The organism is Acinetobacter sp. 'aerobic (ED)', assembly GCF_904886855.1.
In the GTDB taxonomy this organism is placed as follows: Bacteria; Pseudomonadota; Gammaproteobacteria; order Pseudomonadales; family Moraxellaceae; genus Acinetobacter; species Acinetobacter courvalinii.
In genome coordinates this window covers 55,810-77,054 of the sequence record NZ_CAJHGI010000005.1, presented here as the reverse complement: position 1 = coordinate 77,054, position 21,245 = coordinate 55,810, and the positions used below count along the sequence as shown (strand labels likewise).

The 21,245-nt window shown below is 41.0% G+C and carries 19 protein-coding genes; 9 read left to right on the top strand and 10 right to left on the bottom strand.

Annotation, left to right across the window (positions count from 1 at the left end; translation table 11 throughout):
* Positions 1–84 precede the first annotated feature (84 nt).
* The gene (gene znuD, locus JO943_RS11650) at positions 85–2,166 is read right to left on the bottom strand and encodes a zinc piracy TonB-dependent receptor ZnuD (RefSeq protein WP_202740856.1); all 2,082 of its coding nucleotides are present in this window, start codon (positions 2,164–2,166) and stop codon (positions 85–87) included.
* A gap of 139 nt (positions 2,167–2,305) precedes the next feature.
* Here znuD and JO943_RS11645 point away from each other — a divergent pair, with 139 nt between their 5' ends.
* The 4 genes from JO943_RS11645 (at position 2,306) to JO943_RS11630 (ending at position 6,217) form a co-directional block, all read left to right on the top strand.
* Complete coding sequence (locus tag JO943_RS11645; protein WP_202740855.1) at positions 2,306–3,076, top strand: DUF4184 family protein; 771 nt, start codon at positions 2,306–2,308, stop codon at positions 3,074–3,076.
* A 144-nt stretch (positions 3,077–3,220) separates the two neighbouring features.
* Complete coding sequence (gene aspS, locus JO943_RS11640; protein WP_005226864.1) at positions 3,221–5,002, top strand: aspartate--tRNA ligase; 1,782 nt, start codon at positions 3,221–3,223, stop codon at positions 5,000–5,002.
* Between the two features lie 124 nt (positions 5,003–5,126).
* Positions 5,127–5,342, top strand: coding sequence for a hypothetical protein (locus JO943_RS11635; RefSeq protein ID WP_005226863.1), 216 nt, complete (start codon positions 5,127–5,129; stop codon positions 5,340–5,342).
* 11 nt (positions 5,343–5,353) lie between these two features.
* Positions 5,354–6,217, top strand: a complete 864-nt coding sequence (locus JO943_RS11630) for a lysophospholipid acyltransferase family protein (protein ID WP_202740854.1) — start codon at positions 5,354–5,356, stop codon at positions 6,215–6,217.
* Positions 6,218–6,248: 31 nt separating this feature from the next.
* On the opposite strand, the gene JO943_RS11625 is transcribed toward JO943_RS11630, so the two are convergent.
* The 4 genes from JO943_RS11625 to JO943_RS11610 form a co-directional block, all read right to left on the bottom strand.
* Positions 6,249–7,055 (bottom strand): glycosyltransferase family 25 protein, encoded by an 807-nt coding sequence (locus JO943_RS11625; protein ID WP_202740853.1) that lies wholly within the window; start codon positions 7,053–7,055, stop codon positions 6,249–6,251.
* Positions 7,056–7,185: 130 nt separating this feature from the next.
* Positions 7,186–7,959 (bottom strand): glycosyltransferase family 25 protein, encoded by a 774-nt coding sequence (locus JO943_RS11620; RefSeq protein ID WP_202740852.1) that lies wholly within the window; start codon positions 7,957–7,959, stop codon positions 7,186–7,188.
* Positions 7,956–8,753, bottom strand: coding sequence for a glycosyltransferase family 25 protein (locus JO943_RS11615; RefSeq protein WP_202740851.1), 798 nt, complete (start codon positions 8,751–8,753; stop codon positions 7,956–7,958). The genes JO943_RS11620 and JO943_RS11615 overlap by 4 nt, the downstream gene beginning before the upstream one ends.
* A 335-nt stretch (positions 8,754–9,088) precedes the next feature.
* Entirely contained in the window at positions 9,089–11,056 is a 1,968-nt protein-coding gene (locus JO943_RS11610; protein WP_202740850.1) for an HAD-IA family hydrolase, read from the bottom strand.
* Positions 11,057–11,171: 115 nt separating this feature from the next.
* On the opposite strand from JO943_RS11610, the gene JO943_RS11605 reads away from it, so the two are divergent.
* Both JO943_RS11605 and JO943_RS11600 read left to right on the top strand, forming a co-directional pair.
* Positions 11,172–12,074, top strand: a complete 903-nt coding sequence (locus JO943_RS11605; RefSeq protein WP_005226855.1) for a hypothetical protein — start codon at positions 11,172–11,174, stop codon at positions 12,072–12,074.
* A gap of 78 nt (positions 12,075–12,152) precedes the next feature.
* Positions 12,153–13,049: a lipopolysaccharide biosynthesis protein gene (locus tag JO943_RS11600; RefSeq protein WP_202740849.1), complete on the top strand. Its 897-nt coding sequence runs from the start codon at positions 12,153–12,155 to the stop codon at positions 13,047–13,049.
* An 18-nt stretch (positions 13,050–13,067) separates the two neighbouring features.
* Here the strand turns inward: JO943_RS11600 and JO943_RS11595 are convergent, their stop codons facing one another.
* The 3 genes from JO943_RS11595 to JO943_RS11585 form a co-directional block, all read right to left on the bottom strand.
* Positions 13,068–13,979 carry a glycosyltransferase family 32 protein gene (locus JO943_RS11595; protein ID WP_202740848.1) on the bottom strand — a complete coding sequence of 304 codons (912 nt, stop codon included), beginning with the start codon at positions 13,977–13,979 and terminating at the stop codon, positions 13,068–13,070.
* 70 nt (positions 13,980–14,049) lie between these two features.
* Positions 14,050–14,808, bottom strand: coding sequence for a glycosyltransferase family 25 protein (locus JO943_RS11590; protein WP_005289053.1), 759 nt, complete (start codon positions 14,806–14,808; stop codon positions 14,050–14,052).
* Positions 14,809–14,811: 3 nt separating this feature from the next.
* The gene (locus tag JO943_RS11585; protein ID WP_202740847.1) at positions 14,812–15,810 is read right to left on the bottom strand and encodes a Stealth CR1 domain-containing protein; all 999 of its coding nucleotides are present in this window, start codon (positions 15,808–15,810) and stop codon (positions 14,812–14,814) included.
* Positions 15,811–16,186: 376 nt separating this feature from the next.
* Between JO943_RS11585 and JO943_RS11580 the strand changes: the two genes are divergently transcribed.
* Genes JO943_RS11580 through JO943_RS11570 form a run of 3 tightly spaced genes read left to right on the top strand, consistent with a single transcriptional unit; the run spans position 16,187 to position 19,298 of the window.
* On the top strand, positions 16,187–17,071 hold the full coding sequence (locus tag JO943_RS11580; RefSeq protein ID WP_202740846.1) for an ATP-grasp fold amidoligase family protein: 885 nt from the start codon (positions 16,187–16,189) through the stop codon (positions 17,069–17,071).
* Between the two features lie 35 nt (positions 17,072–17,106).
* Positions 17,107–18,276 (top strand): nucleotide sugar dehydrogenase, encoded by a 1,170-nt coding sequence (locus JO943_RS11575; RefSeq protein WP_202740845.1) that lies wholly within the window; start codon positions 17,107–17,109, stop codon positions 18,274–18,276.
* Positions 18,273–19,298 (top strand): NAD-dependent epimerase, encoded by a 1,026-nt coding sequence (locus tag JO943_RS11570; protein WP_202740844.1) that lies wholly within the window; start codon positions 18,273–18,275, stop codon positions 19,296–19,298. Before JO943_RS11575 ends, JO943_RS11570 begins: the two co-directional genes overlap by 4 nt.
* A gap of 83 nt (positions 19,299–19,381) precedes the next feature.
* Here JO943_RS11570 and JO943_RS11565 read toward each other — a convergent pair whose 3' ends face one another.
* Complete coding sequence (locus JO943_RS11565; protein ID WP_005226841.1) at positions 19,382–20,137, bottom strand: hypothetical protein; 756 nt, start codon at positions 20,135–20,137, stop codon at positions 19,382–19,384.
* A gap of 174 nt (positions 20,138–20,311) precedes the next feature.
* Positions 20,312–21,238: a branched-chain amino acid transaminase gene (locus JO943_RS11560; protein ID WP_202740843.1), complete on the bottom strand. Its 927-nt coding sequence runs from the start codon at positions 21,236–21,238 to the stop codon at positions 20,312–20,314.
* Positions 21,239–21,245: the final 7 nt, after the last annotated feature.

The window sequence follows — 21,245 nt, the reverse complement described above, 5'->3', positions numbered from 1 at the left end:
CCCCAGCCCTCTTTATCAAAGAGGGGGAACTTTATGTAGGCTAGAGCTTATACTTTGATTTTTCAATAAGATTTAAGTGAAAAATTAGAAGTTAAAATTCACCCCAACAGTGAAGTTACGGCCCACTTGTGGAATGGTCGACAAGAACGATGCATGTTGATACACCTGATCATCCAGCAGGTTATTGGCATTGAAATACACACGATAATCCCCGACATTACTGTATTTACCTGAATACGCCACTCCCAGATTCAACATGTTATAGCCTTGGGTATCGGTTTCATACGCTGCAATCTTGTCTTGCTGGAACACATGGTAGTATTCAGCTGAACCGCTAAAACCATCACCAAAGTCCGCATTCACTTTGGTACCCAAGCGTCCAGCCGGCACATGCGGGGCATTTTCATTGTCGATCTTGCCACGAACATAATCACCAAATACGCCTACTTTATACATGTCCGATATCTGATACCCCGCTTCCGCTTCTGCACCATAGAAACGTGCCTGATCCTGGGTATATTTCACCAAACGGAAATCTTTATAACGGTCTAGGGTTTGCGCATAGATATAGTCATCAAACCAGTTGTGATAGACATGCACATGGTAGTCAAACTTGTCGTTGTCATAATGCAAACCGAGCTCTACATTATTTGACTTCTCTTTACTTAAACCATCATTGCCCAGTTCATAGGTATTGGTGGCAAAATGCCCACCATTGGCATATAACTCTTGCGCCAGCGGTAAGCGCTCCTGATGTGACGCAACCAAAGAAAGTTTATAGTCTGGTGCAAACTCCCAGTTAGCAGCACCCGAAACAGAAAAGGCTGAACCGTCAAAATCTTTTTTGCTTGAATCATCAATATCAATTTTCTGTTTTTCTGCACGAGCTGCCAGTTCTACATGAACATCATTAAATTGTGCATGCTCTAAGCCAAAGATACTCCACTTCTTGGTGGTATTCGGCGCCAAGAAAGCTTCTTCACCAGTAAGTTTCAGTTTTTGCTGACCATATTGCGTACCAATCACCCCTTCCCATGGGCCAATCGGATTGTGTACCAACTCTAAACGACCATCATAGCCCTTGTTTTTAAAGCGAGTGGCGATAGTGTCTTCTTCAATTTCATCATGTTGATAATCGGTATAGCTGGCTTGCGCACGTAACTTTTTAAAGCCAGCAAATGGATCATTCAATTCTGTACGCACATCATAACGCTCAGATTTCAGATCAATCCACGGCCCGGTTTCATGAGCATGATCGTGGTCGTGATCGCCATGTCCATGATCGTGATCGTCCTCGCCCTCTTCATGATCATGGTCACCACAGTGCAGATGCGGACGGCCACTCAGATGGGCTTTACAGCTTTCATATTCATGGCTATGCCCCGGCAAGCCATACTGATCCTGACGGTTGCTATAAGAAATTCCGGTAAAGCCGCGATCATAAATCCAGGATAAACCAACATTGACGGTTTCGCCTTTGGCAAAGGTATTGCCGACACGGCGCTCTTTCTCACCTTCATGGCGATAGTCAGGTGCGATATAGTCATTGGCTTCACGTTTCAGCCCCTCGACCCGTAACGCCACCTGATCACCCAGACCAACCGTGACACCTGCAGTTGCCAGCTTTTCATCACTGCCTGTGTTGTAACGTAAACCAACATTCCCTTCGTAACCTTTTTCAGGCATTGCTGTTGGAATCTTGCTGTCATTGACATTGACCAGCCCGCCAACGGTTCCCGCGCCAAATAATAAGGTAGATGGCCCGCGAATCACTTCAACCTGCTTGGCCAGTGCCGGATCTACCGTGACTGCATGATCAGGGGACAAGGTAGAAACATCAATGTTTTCTGATGAATTTTGCAGCACCTTAACGCGTGGGCCATCTTGTCCACGAATGACAGGACGGCTTGAACCTGCACCAAACTGATTGGAATAAATGCCAGGCTCACTGCTCAGCGCTTCACCAATGGTCACAGCCCCCTGTTGTAAACGTTTTTCATCTACAACGGTATCTGCAACCGCAAAATCTTTTGAGGTTTGCTCAAGCGGATGCGCTTTAATACGTATGGTATCTAAGGTGGTCACCAGTTCATTTTCTGCAGCAAAGGCAGATACAGAAACAGCAGCTAAAATGGATAAGGTCAAAATATTGTGCGGAAATGACATACCGTGTCTCGAATCAGTTGATCGTTATTTTTTGTTATATTATAACATTTCATTTATTTTGCAATAAAAAACAGTCTGACCAAGCACATTTGTTAAACTGCTTGTCCATGTTTGCAATCAATGGTTATTCCCCAACGATATGCCTTTTACTCTGTCACATGCTGTACTTGCTCCACCTTTATCCAAACTGAGCCAGGGACATTTACCTGTCGCCGCCTTGGCGATTGGTTGTATGACACCTGATCTTTATCGATTATTTACACAAGAAAATACCCCTTTAACCCATCAATGGGCCGGTCTCTTATTTCCGAACCTACCGCTTGGCCTCTGCTTTTGTCTATTGTGGTATATCATCTATCGGCCTGTGACTTATCGTTGTCTTGAGATTCAAGATCCTCTAGGGATCAAGTCACTGGATGATTTTATTTCTTTTAGCTTTCTAAATTGTATTGCACTTATCATTGGAATCAGCACACATTTGATTTGGGATGGGCTCACCCATCTTGATTTTCGAACATTTGCTTTTAAAGAAACGCTGGCTCAGAACATTTCATTGTGGGGTTTTAGTTATCCACTACACTTTGTCTTGCAGATTGGTTCTTCAATTCTTGCGCTGCCCTTTTTAATAAAAATGTGCTGGCATTATTATAAGACGCATCAACATCATCATCCCGTTCCCACTCGACTCAAGGGATTTGCACTCATCAGTATGATTCTTTCCATCTTATATGGGCTATTTTCAGTGTTTGACTATAACCGCCATATCAATACTGATCTTTGGAATACTGAACGTTATTTTTTTATTGGCAAATCGATGAATGAATTTACGCAAGCTGGCTTAACCGTCTTCACCATGGCCTGTCTATTATTCTTGTTTTTGGATCGAACTAGCCGTAGCAAATCATTTTAACAAAAAGCGTGTGTTTAAAATTCGCTTGAAAACATTAAGACTTGAGACTATACGTTCAACAAGGCATAATCTCCCCTTCATTGGTGCTGCGCTGTTTACGCATTCACCTTCTACAGCCAATATAGTTTGGATAAATAATTCAATATGATGCGCACTCATTACTGTGGCTCTTTAACTGAAGCCCAAATCGATCAAACAGTGACTTTATGCGGATGGGTTCATCGTCGCCGTGACCATGGCGGTGTGATTTTCCTTGATATGCGTGACCGTGATGGTCTCGTACAGGTGGTGATCGACCCAGATACCCCTGAAGCATTCGCAACAGCAGATAAAGCACGTTCAGAATTTGTTTTAAAAATTACAGGTCGTGTTCGTCGTCGCTATGAAGGTACTGAAAATGCCAACATGGTGAGTGGCCAGATTGAAGTTTTAGGTAAAGAGATTGAAGTTCTTGCAGCTTCTGATACTCCGCCATTCCCATTGAATGACGAAAATACCAATATTTCAGAAGAAATTCGTTTGAAATACCGTTTCTTGGACATCCGTCGTCCAGAAATGTTAGAGCGCTTACGTTTCCGTTCTAAAGTCACCAACCTGATCCGTAACTATTTTGAAGATCATGGTTTCCTTGACGTTGAAACACCAATTTTGACACGCGCAACGCCAGAAGGTGCACGTGACTATTTAGTACCAAGCCGTGTTTCAAATGGTAGCTTCTATGCGCTTCCACAATCACCACAGTTGTTCAAACAGTTGTTGATGGTGGGCGGTATCGATCGTTATTACCAAATTGCGAAATGTTTCCGCGACGAAGATTTACGTGCGGATCGTCAGCCTGAATTTACCCAAATCGACGTTGAAACATCGTTCATGAGTGACGATGACATCATGGATTTAATGGAAGGCTTAACCGTTAAAATGTTCAACGAATTATTGAATGTAAAATTCGATAAGTTTGAACGTATGACTTACGCTGACGCAATGCGTGATTATGCCTCTGACAAACCGGATATGCGTATTCCATTGAAACTTGTTGACGTTGCAGACTTGATGCAAGACGTTGAGTTCAAGGTTTTCGCTGGCCCTGCCAAAGATCCTAAAGGCCGTATCGTTGCTTTACGTGTTCCTGGTGCTGGTTCATTACCGCGTAGTGCAATTGATGAATATACCAAATTCGTCGGTATCTACGGTGCAAAAGGCTTGGCTTATATCAAAGTCAACGAACTTGAAAAAGGCATCGAAGGTCTTCAATCTCCAATCGTTAAATTCATCGAGCCAATCGTACTTGATTTATTAAAACGTGTTGGTGCTGAGAATGGCGACATCGTGTTCTTTGGTGCAGATAAAGCCAAAGTTGTAAACGATGCGATGGGCGCACTTCGTGTGAAAATCGGTCATGATCTTAACCTTGCAACGTGTGAGTGGGCGCCACTTTGGGTGGTTGATTTCCCAATGTTTGAAGAAACGGATGATGGTAAATGGACCTCTGTTCACCACCCATTCACACTGCCAAAATCAAGCGTTGAAGAAGTGAAGAATAATCCAGGTGAAGCACTTTCTGTTGCCTACGACATGGTATTGAACGGTACTGAAATCGGTGGCGGTTCACTTCGTATCTATACTTTAGAGATGCAAAAGGCAATCTTTGAAGCTTTAGGTATTGGTGAAGAAGAAGCAGAAGAGAAATTCAGCTTCTTACTGAATGCATTACGTTATGGTGCGCCTCCGCACGGTGGTTTGGCATTCGGTCTTGACCGCTTAATCATGCTGATGACAGGTGCATCTTCGATTCGTGATGTAATTGCATTCCCGAAAACCAAGACTGCTGAATGTCCGTTAACTCAAGCGCCAGCACCAGTTGAAGCAAATCAATTGCGTGACTTGGGTATTCGTTTACGCGAAAAGCCAAAAGCTGAAGAAAAATAAACCTTGAGTTTATGCTTCAAAAAAACCCTGCGCGCTGCAGGGTTTTTTTATAATACCGAGTTTTGCTTTGAGATCATGTCCGCTAATGGCATAATAGACTGCTTTTTATTGAGAGGTCAGTCTTATGGCAATGCGTCCTGATGTACGTCGACATACAATTATCATTATTGTGTTTTCACTTGCTCAATGGTTCTTTATGCGTTACATCCTGGCAAATGAACTTTTCAATATGGATACCAACCAACGTATTTTATACTTCTGCGTAAGTAGTCTGGTGGGCGCCTTACTGATTTTTGTGGCACTGATTTATATGGTGCTTAAAGGCAATGCCGATAAATAAGACCTACTAGCATGTCGTTTTACCCTACTCTGCTCCGTATTTTACCCCTCCCATTTTTGCGCAGTATCGCGAAAGTGGCGGCTTACTTTATCAATCAAAACCCGAATAAAAGTATGCTGTGGAAAACCAGAGTCAATCTTGGGCTGGCTTATCCTGAACTCAGCCAAGCGCAAAAGGAACAGCTTGCACGTGAAAGTGTGACCAAGCAATGTCTCAGTTATATCGAATCTGGAAAATGCTGGGCCATGCCACCCGAGTGGAGCATTCAACAGATTCATACCGTGCATCATCTGGAAGTCCTGACCGATGCACTGAGCGATCCTTGTGGCGCACTGATCATTACCCCACATCTGGGGACATGGGAAATGATGAATGCCTGGGTACATCAATATGGTATCCCGACCATCATGTATAAGCCGATGAAAGACTCGGGGTTCAATGCATTTGCCTTACATGCACGTCAACGCCTCAACGCAACTTTAGTGCCGACAGATGCTTCGGGTGTCAAAGCTCTATTTAAGAATCTAAAACAAGGTGGTTTCAGTGTAATTCTGCCTGACCATGTTCCCGATCCGTCTGGCGGTGTCGTGGTTCCTTTTTTCGGAATTCCTTGCCTGACCAGTACACTGGCCAGCAAAATGGCACAGAAAACCCAATGTCGTCTGGTAGGATTAAGCTGTTTCCGCCGTGACGATGGTGAGGGATTTGATGTGTATTGCGATGATCTGAATAATCCAGCACTGTATGATCGAGATATCGAAGTTGCGACCACTGCACTCAATCAGGCAGTTGAGCAGATGATCAACCGCTTTCCTGCTGAATATATGTGGGGTTATAAACGGTTTAGAGGCGGTGATAAGACTGTCTATAAATAATTTACAGACAGCTCATATAAATAAAACCTAATTATTTAAATTTTACCGTTCGATATGCAGAGAATTTTGTAAGCTTTAGAAGTTGCGAAATTAATCTGAAAATTTCTCTTTTGACTTTGAGTGATAGACTTAGTTTCTTCTTTTGTTGCAGTCGGGCCAACTTCTCAGCTCTATGACGGACTGAACGGTCTTCTTCCAAATGACTTGGCAAATTATCATATTTATTATAAACATAGAAATCTTGAGCACAAATCGCCGGAGTAATTTGATAGGTTTCATACTTCCCATATTTAACATCACAACCAAACAGAATGTGGTCTACAGGTACCAATTTTGGCATATTCGCAATAAGTGCAAGATAATGTTCAGCTGCTGCTTTTGATAAAATATAACCCGCTCCACCTAAATGCATGGCTTTAAGATGATATAAGCTTCTCCCATCTTTTGATAATTTTGGGAAAAAAGCCATATCCACTTTTTTATCGAAAGCTTCTAATTTAATGATATGGACATCTTCTGGGATCCATGAAAAATCATTAAAAAAGTTCTGTATATTTTCACCCAAATAAATATCATCTTCAAAAATAGCCATATACTTCAGATCAAGATCAACGATCTTTTTCCAGAGCATGACATGGCTTAACAAACAGGCAACCTCCCCTTTTGTTAAGTCTCCACGTCGACTTAAATCAATTCCGACACTTTTTGCGGCTTCATCAGATGTGACCGGGGTGATTGCATCATAAAAGTTGAAATCAACTAAATATTTTTTAAATTCTGCTTCAATGTGCTGTCTTCTCTCAACCGCAGAATCTAAACTAATAACAAAAATACTCACTTAGACAACCATCATGCTTGAGAATAAAAATCAGGATTATACAACTAAACCATATAAAATGAACCACAAGGAAATATTCGCATGATGCAAAGCGAGAAAAGAGTCACGATTAAACCAATATAACGCGAGCTTAATGCTTACTACTTTTCATAAATTTGAGCTTGGTTTTATAAGGAGACTCTTTCAACTGAGTGAAAAAGCGGTTCAGTTCGCGCAATAACTTCTTCAATCCTTTGACCTTAATTTTTTCTTTATTACGCCATTGCAGACTGGTTTTAAATTTTTGTTCTTCAGGATTTAGGATATAGTCCTGAATACATAAAGCGGGATTCAATTGATAGATTCCAAGCTCGCCTTCATGAATATATTTCCGGAAAACAATTTGATCAACATGATCAAGTTCATTCTGGCTTTTCATATAATCCAGAAGTGCTAACGCACCCTGATAGGACAAAATATAACCAGCAGCACCTAAGTGAGGTTTTTTTAACTTCCTTAAAATGAACTCTTTATCCTTGAAAACTTGTGTTTTTTCCAAGTCTAAAATTACACTTTTATATGATTTTTCCAGCTTGACAATATCATACTGCAACCAGCTTGAGTCAGTTAGGAACAGCTCTGCATCATGGCTCAAATGTACATCATCTTCAAAAATTGCGATTGCTGGTATTTTTTCATCTACAGCTTTTTGCCATAAAGACACATGGCTTAACAGGCATGCAAGTTCATTGCGGCTGAGATCACCTTGACGAAGAATCAAGCCAATTTTTTCAGCTTGAAGATCAACTTGCGGAGGTTCAATCGCATCAAAGAAATCAAATACGATTCCTTTTTCTCCAAACTGTTCTTCAATATGCTTTCTACGATCCGTAGCAGATTTTAAGCTGATAACAAAATTTTTCACTTAAAAGTCACTCGACGGGCAAATAGAGTAATCTTCAATTGTGATGTAATTCGAGCCAACTCGACCATAATTTTTTGTAACCCATTGGCCTTGTTTGCATGCATTCGTTTCTTTCTTTCAGAAGTTAACTGGCTTTTAAGTTGAATACTGGTCGAGCGATAGTGCAAGATCGTATCCTGAATGCATAAGGCAGGCTGCATTTGATACATCATAAAGTTATGATTTTTAACAGTATATTCAAACATAAAATTGTCTAATGGAATAATATAATCCATTTTCTTAATTTCATTTAAAAGAAACGTTGCCCCTTCTAACGAGAGGATATAACCTGCCGTACCCAAGTTCTTGCCGGTTAATTTATAGATCTCGCGACCTTCCTGAGGAAAATCTTTATGCTTAGGACCAAGTATCACTTTAGGGGTAAATGCTTCTAATTTAACTAAATGCCAATCTTTTTCAATCCAGTCCGATTGATTTAAAAAAACATGCGCTTTCTCACCGAGATGAATATCATCTTCAAAGATAGCCATGTAAGGGATATTATCCTCAACAATTTTTTTCCATAAGTGAACATGACTCATGAAACAGGCAAGTTCTCCCCGAGCAATATGATTTTCATGGATACTGAGGTTCATGACTTGCGCATCTGAGGCTGCAATATCAGGTGTCACAGCTTCAAAAAAGCTAAATTCGATGCCCTGTTTCTCAAACTGAGCTGATATATGCTGACGACGCTCGACTGCGCTTGAGAGACTTACAACAAACTTTTTCATATCGGGATAGTAATAATTCATACAAATTAGGCCATATGCCTGTAGGCGCTAAGAATACTTGTTTTTGATTATGATGTACATTATTTCAGATACACATAAATTGAGATGAAATGAAATCCTTTAAATATAGGATAAAAAATAATATTTCAGTTAGAAAGCTCATTTCACCCCGCAAACAAGCTCACCATCAAACACATTAAATTCAATACTTTAAGAAAATATTCAATATAGCCTGCTCATTAAAAATTTACTCAACACGTCCTTTTCTAAACAAAAATACTTAGCAAAGCTAAGCAAGCTGATCTAAATACGAGAAGTAAGCGCCCTGACTCAGCTGATTAATAAGGCACACAACACTAAGAGTTATGTTCTTTGTGGTTGCCTAAACTTAATTGAAAAGAAAATCGCTTAAACAGCGATAAGGTCCACAAAAAGTATCGCACTTTAAGATAAGGAAAAAAGCTGATTTTAACTTGTTTGGTCTGTTTCCTTTTTACTTTTATTGGCTTAAGTATATGTAAAATAAGTGATTGTAGCGGCGTTCTCCAAGCGATACCCTTTAACGCATTCAAGGTCACCTTAGGTTGTTTAAAAAAGTCCAGGCATGAAGTTTTCATCGAGAATAAAGGGACACTACGGTGATGGGAGGCATCAATAGCTAATCTGATCTCAGTCATTTCTTTAATGTCATGACTGTTAGGGTGATCACAAAAGATATTCACCCAGGAAACAAGTTCCTGTCCTTCTATATAAACAGGTGTTTGACCAAAAATAGCTTTAATATCGGTATAGAAGGTTTCAGCACCTTTCTCAATTTGATTGTAATTCTCTTTGATGACTCGTTCATCTGTACTCGGATCATCTTTATAGATCGCTCGCCCCTCTTGTGAAACCCCCTGAATGGAAAACTCGGGTGAACTTAGAAGTAGCTCAATAAATTTCCAGTTTTTAGTAAACACATTTGGATCAAGCATATTTAAGTTATTGGGTATAAAAGTATCAAAAGCATATTTCTTAGTTCGATAAGGCAAAAGTGTCGACCAGTAAAATCCCTGAATTGGTCGCTGCAAGACATCTTCCAACATTTTTTGTGAAGTAAATGCGATGGTCTTACTATCAATCAGACCAACTTTCTCCTGTTTATTCACAATTGCATCAATATAGATATGATAATCTGCATACATTTCTTTGGCATAACGCTCAAACATATGCTTATGTGATTGAATAAACTGGTGATAATCATTTGCTTTAATCAGGGATTGAGTCTCTCTTAACTCACGGATATCTGCATATTTCTGGCTATAGAAATCCACAATCGTTTGGACATGCTCAATATTACGTTTGTCATAATCCAGACGATAAACCAGATTCAGTAAACGTGGTGCATACACATAACTTGTCTTTATCTCACCACAATGGAAATGCTTAAAAGCTTTTTGTAATAAAAACCCATCTCGAGCAACAAATAAAAGATGATCCAGTTGTTTCTGCTGAGCTGTTGTTTCAATCCATTTGCTATAACTATAAGCCAGAGGTGCTGCATAGGCATAGCCAATATCTTCCCAATATTGAGCGCGTTCTTGTTGCAAAGTTTGCTTACGCCATCTCATAGCCAACATAGCCACTAAAATGCTTTTGCCTAAACTTGAGACATTCTGTTCAGTAAATCGTCTTGCTCGCTCATTTATGGCTAAAAACTGATGTGTAACCTGTTTATATAAAATGGCCTGCATGCCTAATTTTGCTGGCGTTCTAAAATCCCCCTTTTTATTGTCCCCTATATGGACAATATCCTGTGGTTTCACCTGTAGATCATGGAAGACCTGTTCAAATAAAGTCCCTTTTTTCTTGGTTTTACCATAGCGGCTAGATACATAGAGATGCGCAAAATCATGAAATTTATTTTTAATAAGTAACTGGCTAAGGTCTTCATATGAGTGATACATGTCTGATATGACAATTACTTTCTTATTTAACTCAAGCGCATAATCCCAAAGTATTTTCATTTCAGGATTCGGCTGGAGCACCATAAACTCCCAATCTAATTCAATTTTTTTGGCGCTTGCAAAGCGTGCTTCAATTTCATTATAAATATCATCATAACAAATCTCCTGTTTATCAGGATTTTTCTTTCTGGCGCTCAATTCTGCTTCTCTTCGCGCAAAAGCAAATCCTTCCAGACATTGGTCAATTTCAATATGCAGGAATAAATCACGAGGCGAAAGGTAAGGACGTAATAACAAAGTATCGAATATATCAAAAGAAACAACTTTAGCTCTGGCAATCTTTTTTTTGGTTTTTTCAATAAATGTATTTGTTATCACTACATTGCCTCACATAAACACGTTATAAATCCATCACGACCTGAGAAATTTTTCAAAAATCGTCACTCTTTTTAGACTATAATTATGAATACAGCCTTAAAGATGGAAGCTAGGAATGTCTAACTCCACAATTAAAATTTTTGTCGGTTGCGATCCCAATAACTGTGATCTAGAACAAATGATGGTACTGGACTATAGTGTCCGCAAGCATACCAAACATCCCGTTGAAATCATATGGATGCAGCTCAGCCATGACCCAAATAGTCCATGGTATACCAATCAACAGACGGGCGAAGGCTGGCACACTGAGCATTGGGCGACCCCTTTTTCAGGGTTTAGATGGGCAATTCCAGAGTCATGTAATTTTCAGGGCCGTGCCATTTATATGGATGCGGATGTGGTTGTGTTATGCGATATCGCAGAATTATGGGCTCACCCTAAGCAAGATGATGCCATGGTGATTGCCAAAGGTGGCAAGAACTCGGCCCGACTGTGCACCTGTGTATGGGATTGCGAAAAAGCGAAAGCCTACTTACCGCCATTAAAAGACATACAGGCAGATCCTGAAAGCCACAAAAAACTGATGCGTTTGTTAAAAGATAAGCCAAAACTGGTTCAGCCTTATCAAGATTCATACAATAATATTGATGGCGAAGAATTAGCTATTGATCAGATCAAAATTCTACATTATTCAGATATGGGCACTCAGTTCAGCCATAAATATTCTTTACCGCGCTTAGAAGCTGCAGGTCAAAAACACTGGTTTGACGGTAAAATCATGCCTCATCCAAGAAGCGACCTGACGCAACTCTTTGACCAGTATTATGAAGAAGCATTAGCGGCGGGCTATCGTCCGGAAAATTACCAGATTGAACCTTTTGGTGACTTTTCTAAAGCCACTCAAATTCATTATCGTGGAAACAAAGTGACACGTCCTGAAGACAAAAACTGGTTTGCCCGCTCTCTGCATAATTTAAAGGCCAAGTTTAAAAAGAAAAGTTTTTCTTTAGATGACTAATATAAATGGAACTAGGCTGTCTCCTGTGAGCATCTGGTTCCATTGTTCTTAACGATATTTTATAAATGGTCCGTTTAAATGGTTCACTTCTTCTCAGGTTCAATTTCCAGAAGCCTTTATAAATTAATTTATAAAATTTTCTTTCCTAAAGCAGCAAAACATAACCGTCGTTACTGGCCGCTTTATACTGTAACAAGAGACCAGCACTATCGCATTGAACGGATTTATTATAAAAAACAACTGGTTTCTAATAATCTTGCCCCACAACAGATAAACCACAAGAAATGTATGCTGGTGGCAGCAGGTCCTTCTATTCAGCAACTCGATCCCGAAATTCTGCATCGCCCAGACATAGACTATATTGGGGTCAACGGTGCAATCGCATTTGAGTCAATCACATTTTCCAGCTACATCATTATTGACCATAACTTTGTTGACTGTCGCTTTGATTTGGTTCTGAAAGTCCTGAATACAGACTGCACCTTTTTCACCACACCCCGTTGTCTAGATATGATTCTCAGACAAGTTCGGATAGAAGAGATCCGCTGTCAGATCAAGATCATTGAAACCATTACAGATAATGTCATTGAATTTTTTTTAGATCATGCCAAGCACTATGATCAAAATGAACAGGACTTTTTTATCCAGAAAGGCTTTGGCTTTTCACAAGATATCTTCAAGGGAACTTTCGACTACTTTACGGTCGCATATGTAGCTCTTCAGGTGATCTACACCCTAAGTTATAAAGAAATTTATATTGCGGGTCTGGATATGAACAATTTCACACAACCCCGTTTCTATGAAAAACATGAGCATCAACAACCGACGACTTTAAATCGTCATGTCAATGAAGTATTCCAAGCCTTTGATGTCGCTGCAGCACTGTTTCATCAAAAAGGAATTCATGTGTTTAATCTATCTCAAGGTAGTGCAGTTCAAGCCTTTGAGAAGATTGATCCGAAAACATTGCTTTAGCCCTTAACCGCCTCTGATTTAGATATCGAGTAATGAATCTTCCAGATACATCCCTTTTTCATAATAATGACTCAGGGTTTTTCTCTCCTTGCCTGCGAGCTTAATCAGCTTTGGCATTTCAGCAGGCGGGTGATGAATTGCCATATCAATCAGTACTTTCTCTTTGACCCATTGGTGTTTCACCTGAAAATACAGTGCATTTTTATCGCAGTTAATGAGGCACATACTAGGCAAATGCTGACGCATCACCTTCTGACAAGCCACATACGCTACCAGGTACTCCAGACGACCAATATGCTGAAACAAGTCCTGATAATTAGGTTCTGTTTCTTTCAATTTTTGCAGATAAGCTTTCGGGCTTAATTCAATCGCTATAACCAGCTCATCAAACCAGTACTTGAAAAATGGATTTTTTGCTGCACTTGCCAATAACCAGTTTTCTAAAACAGGAAAGGTTTTGATCGTGGTATTCTTGGCCCGATAATAAGCAAAGCTATGGGTCTGAGTCTTTTTGACCAATGCCTGAATCCAGTCCAGACTTTCATAGACAATTGTACTGGCATCTAACCAGATTCCGCCATATTGATAAATCAGTTCAAAACGGAGCAGATCGGCCTTTTGTTGCGGTGTTGCCTTAGGGAAGCGACCAAAATCAATATCACAGAAGTTTTTGACGGTATCTGGCGTAAGAAAATGGACTTCATAATCCGGATTGGTCTTTTTGACCTGTTCCACACATTTTTCTACAAATCCAGCCAGTGGGCCTTCCCAATACATCCAGATTTTCTTGGGAATACCCGCATCAGGGGTGGTCGGATTAATCACGATCAAATCTGCTTCATTGTCGATGGCTGGATTCACCCCTCTCTTCTGGTTCGAATACATCGTATAGAACTTCAAGAGATAGAATATTTTTTTAAATATTTTCATACAGGTTACTCAGCCGTATCTTCAAATCACCTCAGCTTTTTACTCAGGTGATTTGACCGGACAATATTAATTAAAAATAAAGATGCTTGAATGCGTAAAAGCGATCACGCCACATACGTTTCTGTTTTTTTAAGCCATGCGAGGCATCACGCTTTTCCAGATCCTTACGCTGAATGCCCTGTGTTGCAACCGTGCCCAGAATATCACTATCCAAACCCGCAGGTTTCACAAACGGCTGCCAAACTCCTAAGCCTTTGCCATTTTTACTGAGCCAGCCCTGGAAGAAGATATCGACAGGCACATGAATCTCTTTACCGAGTTTGACAAACTCCTCAGCGCCTTTTCTCGACCAGACCAGCCCCACACCACGGATCGGGAAATAGTAGGCATGCCATAAGTTATATTGCTCTATCTGCACAATATCTTTGGCAAGCTTCTTCTTTTTCGCCGCCAGATTCACCACATACCAGTCTAACTCTTTATGTTGATCCAGATAGTTCAGCAGTGATTGCAGATTATTTTTAAAGTTCGGTAGCACCTGAATATCATCTTCCAACACCACCAGATAATCGGCATCTGTTTGGAGAAATTTTTCCACACAACCATAATGGCTCAGATAACACCCAAGCTCGGAGTTGATCAGGCTACGTCCTAAAATCCGCTGCGCCTCGGCATCATCATATTGTTTAAACTCGGACAGCGCTTTGCCACGGCCATCATAGGCAGAAAAACGAATAAACGGCCAATCTTGTTGCTGCAACTGTGCGGTCGCACTTGCCAGACGTTGATCACTACCATCCAGGTTAATCAGATAAGTTACAACTTTCATTCTTTATCCTTCGGCTGTTTGCGCCAATAAAACGTGGGGTAAGTAGCCTGCTAATTTCTGATTTAAAGCCGTATAAATCTGCTGTGCTGCAACATCGCTCAACTGATCCAGACTTTGCATACAGCCATATTTAATCTGCACATTGTTCAGGCTATGCAAGAAGCTATTTAAACTACTTTCATTCTTTAAATAAGCAATCTCAAGATCAGGTTTTAACATCGCTTCATTCTGCTTAATCTTTAAATGATTCATCAATGAAATCGGGTTAATTTGCTCGACACTGCGAAATTTATACTGAATCTGTTTTTCCAGAAACTCCGGATGCGCAAGCAAATAGTCTTGCAGGATGTTACGGTCCACAGCATGCGGATAATGGTGAATTTCAAAAAACTTTTTAAATCCAAGCATATCTGCCCCCAACATTTGCGCAATCATATGTTTGGGTTGAATCGGCTTGGCAAAATACTGATTTAACAATTGGCGGTACCAGAGTTTGGCCTTGAGCGCAAAACTACTTTGCCAATGACCATAAATCACCATTTTCTGGTCGACAATAATATCCTCTAACTGCGCTGGCGCATTAAAGAAAAAATCGTCATTCAAATAGAAAAAGTAATCTGATAAACCTTGGATATTCCACAGCATGGTTTCAATCGAACGGGTATTAAAGGTGGGTAAATATTGTTCATAACCGGCAAAAATTTCACGGTGATCCACAATCCGGATCTTGCCGGCTTCACAAATGCCATCCGTGACAAAATCATCAATCCATTGCGGTTGCTGCGCATCGGTCACAATGTAAATATGACGGCAAAATGGAACGTACTTTAAAATAGATGCAACGTTATAGTAAATTTCATGGTTACTGGCAAAGCGGGTATCACTTACCGCATCAGAGGCCTGTGTTTTGCCCTGATACTGTAGGCGTTTTTGCTTTAACTTTGGATCATTACCATCTACCCAGGCAATCACCACATCAACCGGTTGCATCATTTCACTCATCAATTCACTCTGAAACAATTAGAAAGCACGAAAATACGGCTAAAGATGTTTAATCTCATCTCCTATGATAACACCACTGATCTGTTTACCGTCAGCCTCTTTTCGTAAGAGCGTTCGACGTTAAAAGATCAATCATTTCATATAAATCAATATATTATATTTATTGAGTATTTTATTGTTTTCCCTCATGATCTTTAATGCTTCTATCATCACATTTTTACCGTATGGGCAAGCAAGCTAAAACCCAACAATCCTTAACAAAATCAAACCTTTTGGAATAAGATAGTAAAGAAAATCTTTATATTTTTATTAGACGAATTTAAGCATATTTACTATAATTATCGATTACTTTTTCGGGATTACACCTTTTTTTAAAATGATTAACTATGACTATTTTGAATATCAAGCCAAAGTAATTAGAACTAAATTTGTTTCAGATAAAAAGTATCTCACTAAACGTTTTATGTGTAAGTTGGGCTATGCGCCTGACTTTGGCGCACCCAAAAGCTTTAATGAAAAAGTCACGGCGCGCATGATCTATGAAAGAAGTCCGTTACTGACCAAGCTGGCAGATAAATGTGCCGTCAGAGATTTAATTTCAGCAAAAGTAGGCAATGACTATTTGGTTCCTCTGCTTGGCGTCTATGCCTGTGCTGATGAAATCGATTTTGAGCAACTACCGAATCAGTTTGTGTTGAAATGTACGCATGACAGTGGCAGTGCCAAGATTTGCCGTGATAAAAGCAAACTTGATGTCACCACGGCCAAGGCTAAAATCAAAGATCACATGAAAAAGAACATGTATTTCAGAAAACGTGAGTGGCACTACAAAGATATTTGCCCCAAAATTCTGATTGAACAATATGTTGATTTATATGTCGATCCGGCCACCCAGTCAGTTATTACCACCTGTCGTGTTCACTGCTTTGAAGGCCGTCCAGAATATCTGGAAATTGATGTACAAGATACCCGAGGTAATGACTATTCAAACATGTATGATACTGAATGGAACTTACAGCCCTTTCGTGTTGATCTGAAAGATAACTCACCCGATGCTTTAGCCAAACCTCAACAATTGGAAAAAATTATTGAATTGTCAGAAAAACTCTGTTTTGCGTATGGTTATAGTCGAGTAGATTTCTTATTATCTCAGGATCACGTTTACTTCAGTGAAATTACGCTCACCCCAAATGCAGGACGAATGGTCATTACACCGGTAGAATGGGATTTAAAACTCGGTTCACTGTGGTTATCCTATTAACCGTCCATCATGTATGTCGAATCTGTTAGGTACTTATGAAAATAGCGATTGCTGGAACTGGGTATGTTGGGTTGTCAAATGCAATGCTATTTGCACAACACCATGAAACTGTTGCCCTTGATATCCTACAAAGTAAAGTAGATTTACTGAACAACAAGGTATCACCGATTCAAGATCATGATATTTCCCTGTTCTTAAAAGAAAAACAACTTAATTTTACAGCGACCACAGATCAGCAGCAGGCTTTTCAAAATGCTGATTTTATTATTATTGCCACGCCCACCGATTACGACCCACAGACCAATTACTTTAATACCCAAAGTGTTGAGAGTGTAATTCAGGATGTACTAGCCATTAACCCAAACGCGACCATGATCGTCAAGTCAACGGTTCCTGTGGGTTTCACCGAGCAAGTCAAACAGAAATACCAGACCGAAAACATTATTTTCTCGCCTGAATTTTTACGTGAAGGCAAAGCCTTGCACGATAACCTTTACCCATCCCGCATCATTGTGGGAGAGCAGTCTGAACGTGCCCAGCAATTTGCAGATTTACTGGTAGAAGGTGCACTCAAGCAGGATATTCCGGTATTGCTGACCCATTCAACTGAAGCTGAAGCGATTAAGCTGTTTGCCAATACCTATCTGGCGATGCGGGTGGCCTTCTTCAATGAACTGGACACTTATGCACAAAGCTTCGGACTGGACAGTAAGCAAGTGATTGAAGGCGTCTGTCTTGATCCGCGTATTGGCAGTCATTATAACAATCCCTCGTTTGGCTACGGCGGCTATTGCCTGCCAAAGGACACCAAACAGTTATTGGCCAACTATAACAATGTGCCAAGCAACCTGATCAAGGCGATTGTTGATGCCAACCGTACCCGTAAAGATTTTATTGCCGATTCGATTATCGCCAGAAACCCGAGTACAGTCGGTATTTATCGTCTGGTGATGAAAAGCGGTTCGGACAATTACCGTGCCTCGGCGATTCAAGGGGTGATGAAACGCCTGAAAGCCAAAGGCATTGAAATCATCATTTATGAACCGACCTTTCATGAAGATAGCTTCTTTAAATCGAAAGTTACCCAGGATCTAAATGAATTCAAGCAATCATGTGATGTGATTATTGCCAATCGCCTGTCGAATGACTTACTAGATGTACAAGATAAAGTTTATACCCGAGATATTTTTGGAGGCGATGAATGAAAGTTCTAGTCACAGGTGCTGCTGGATTCATCGGCTTTAGTGTTGCACAAAAACTGCTTGAACGCGGTGATGATGTGGTCGGTTTTGATAATTTTAATAATTATTATGATCCATCCCTGAAAGAGGCACGTGCCCAGCAATTACAGTTACTGGCTGAACGCAACGATACAGGCAGTTTTACCCTGATCAGGGAAAACCTTGCCAATAAAGCAGCGGTGGATCAATGTTTTAAAGAACATGCTTTTGACCGTGTGATTCATTTGGCGGCACAGGCCGGTGTTCGTTATTCGCTGGAAAATCCGCATAGCTATGTGGAAAGCAACCTGATTGCCTTTACCAATATCCTTGAGGCATGCCGTTACGCAGCAACGCCTCACCTAACCTATGCCAGTACCAGCAGTGTCTATGGCGCCAATACCACCATGCCCTTTAGCGAACAGCATGGCGTTGACCATCCGTTACAATTCTATGCAGCAACCAAGCGTGCCAATGAGTTGATGGCGCATAGCTATAGCCATTTATTTAAACTCCCGACCACAGGCCTACGTTTCTTTACCGTCTATGGACCGTGGACACGCCCGGATATGGCCTTGTTCAAGTTCACCAAGCATATTTTTGAAGGCAAACCGATTCCAGTGTTTAATCATGGCAACCATACCCGTGATTTCACCTATATCGATGATATTGTAGAAGGTATTATCCGGACCAGTGACAAGATCGCGACACCTGATGAAAACTGGGACAGCAATCATCCGAATCCTGCGACCAGCAATGCCCCGTTTAGAATCTTTAATATTGGCAACAATCGTACCGTGAAGCTGATTGAATATATTCAGGCCATTGAACAAGCTGCGGGTAAAGAAGCGATTTTAGAGCTGCTTCCGCTACAGCCTGGTGATGTACCAGATACCTTTGCAGATAGTTCGGCACTGGAAAACTATGTTAACTACAAGCCAGCAACTTCGGTTGTGGATGGGGTGAAAAACTTTGTGGACTGGTATCGCCAGTATCACAATATCTAAATCCCTAAATACAAAAAAATCAGGCAAATCGCCTGATTTTTTTATGCTTGTCATCCCTGCTTTAGAAATGACCCGTATTAGACTTACTGCCAAGACTCTTTGATCCAGTCGGATGGCAACACATAGCGATACCATTTACCGCCACCACCGCTGATCGCGTCAGGTGGGTTGATCTCACCATGGAAAATAATAATTTTTGCGCCTTTCGGCTTAACCGGTGGCTGGAAGTAAGCAAAAGGAACTTTTCTTAAGCAATGGTATTTATAACTCTTGCACCAGTCTTTATCCCAATAGCTGAGCTTGCCTTCTTTGTGCATAAACCAAGACAGATATTCCTGCTCGTTACGGAACTTCTCGCGGATTTCATCAAAGTGCTCGCGGAAATATGGCAGAACGTCAGGGAAAGCACCCAGTTTAAAACGATAAACCGAGCTGTTGCCGGTAATCCGCCACGGACGTTTCCAGTCATGAATCACCAGAAACTCACCTTCGGCTTGAAAGAAGCAATCAATATTATCGACAATGACCACGTCCAGATCGATAAACAACGCATTGCCTTTTAAACCATACAAATCAGGTTCAAAGGTCGAAAGCTTGTTCCAGCCGCGTTCAGGGCTGCCTGCCGGCAGATCCAGCGATGGAATCGGGAAACATTGAATAGCAGGGTCAATGCCTTCGGTACGGTCCGTCAGACAGACCATTTTAAATGGCAACGTCAGATGACGTTTGACCATGTTATAGAGACGGTTAACGTACTCGGCACCATATTTGGTTCCCCATTTCATACACAAAATGACATTGTCTTCAGGAGTTGCCGAATCTTGTTGAATATCTACCATCTGATAACCTTAATTGCTTGAGATATGCGGTCCCGCTTTATGATAAAACTTAAAAACGTTCAGACATATGCACTGAATATAGTGCCATCTTAGCATACAGCCCAGGCATTTTTTTACTATTAATTCGTCAATAAAAAAGCGAAGCCGAAGCTCCGCCTTTGCACTGCTTTGAACTTATTTGATATAAGTTAACCAGTGGGCATATTTGTCATTACGGCCTTGAACCACATCAAAGAACGTCTTCTGGATTTCAGTGGTGATCGGTCCACGTGAACCACAACCGATTTCACGGTCATCATACTCACGGATTGGCGTCACTTCTGCCGCAGTACCGGTAAAGAATGCTTCATCTGCAATGTAGAATTCATCACGGGTGATACGGCGCTCAACCACTTCATAGCCCAGATCTTTAGCAATGGTAATCACGGTTTGACGGGTAATCCCTTCCAGTGCACCACCCGCCAGGTCAGGGGTATGTAACACACCATCCTTGATCAGGAACACGTTCTCGCCTGCACCTTGGCAAACAAAGCCTTGCGGGTCAAGCAACATGGCTTCGTCATAACCCGAGCGTGCCACTTCCTGATGCGCCAGAATCGATACCGTATAGTTACCACATGCTTTTGCCTTACACATGGTCACGTTCGGGTGATGGTGCGTGAATGAAGAGGTTTTTACACGAATACCACGTGCCATTGCTTCTTCACCGAGGTATGCACCCCAGCCCCATGCTGCGACTGCGGCATGAATGGTATTTTCTGTCGCTGCAATACCAAGCTTTTCAGAACCAATCCAGATCAATGGACGCAAGTAGCAAGACGCCAGTTTATTTTCACGCACAACATCGATTTGTGCCTGTTCTAATGTCGCTTGATCAAATGGAACATTCATTTGATAAATTTTTGCTGAATTTAATAAGCGCTTAGTGTGATCTTGCAAACGGAAGATTGCGGTACCATTCGGTGTTTCATAAGCTCTGACGCCTTCGAAGACACCCATGCTGTAGTGTAGTGTATGAGTCAGGACGTGAATTTTTGCATCACGCCAATCAACCAATTTTCCATCTTGCCAAATAAAACCATCACGATCAGCCAAACTCATCGCACAT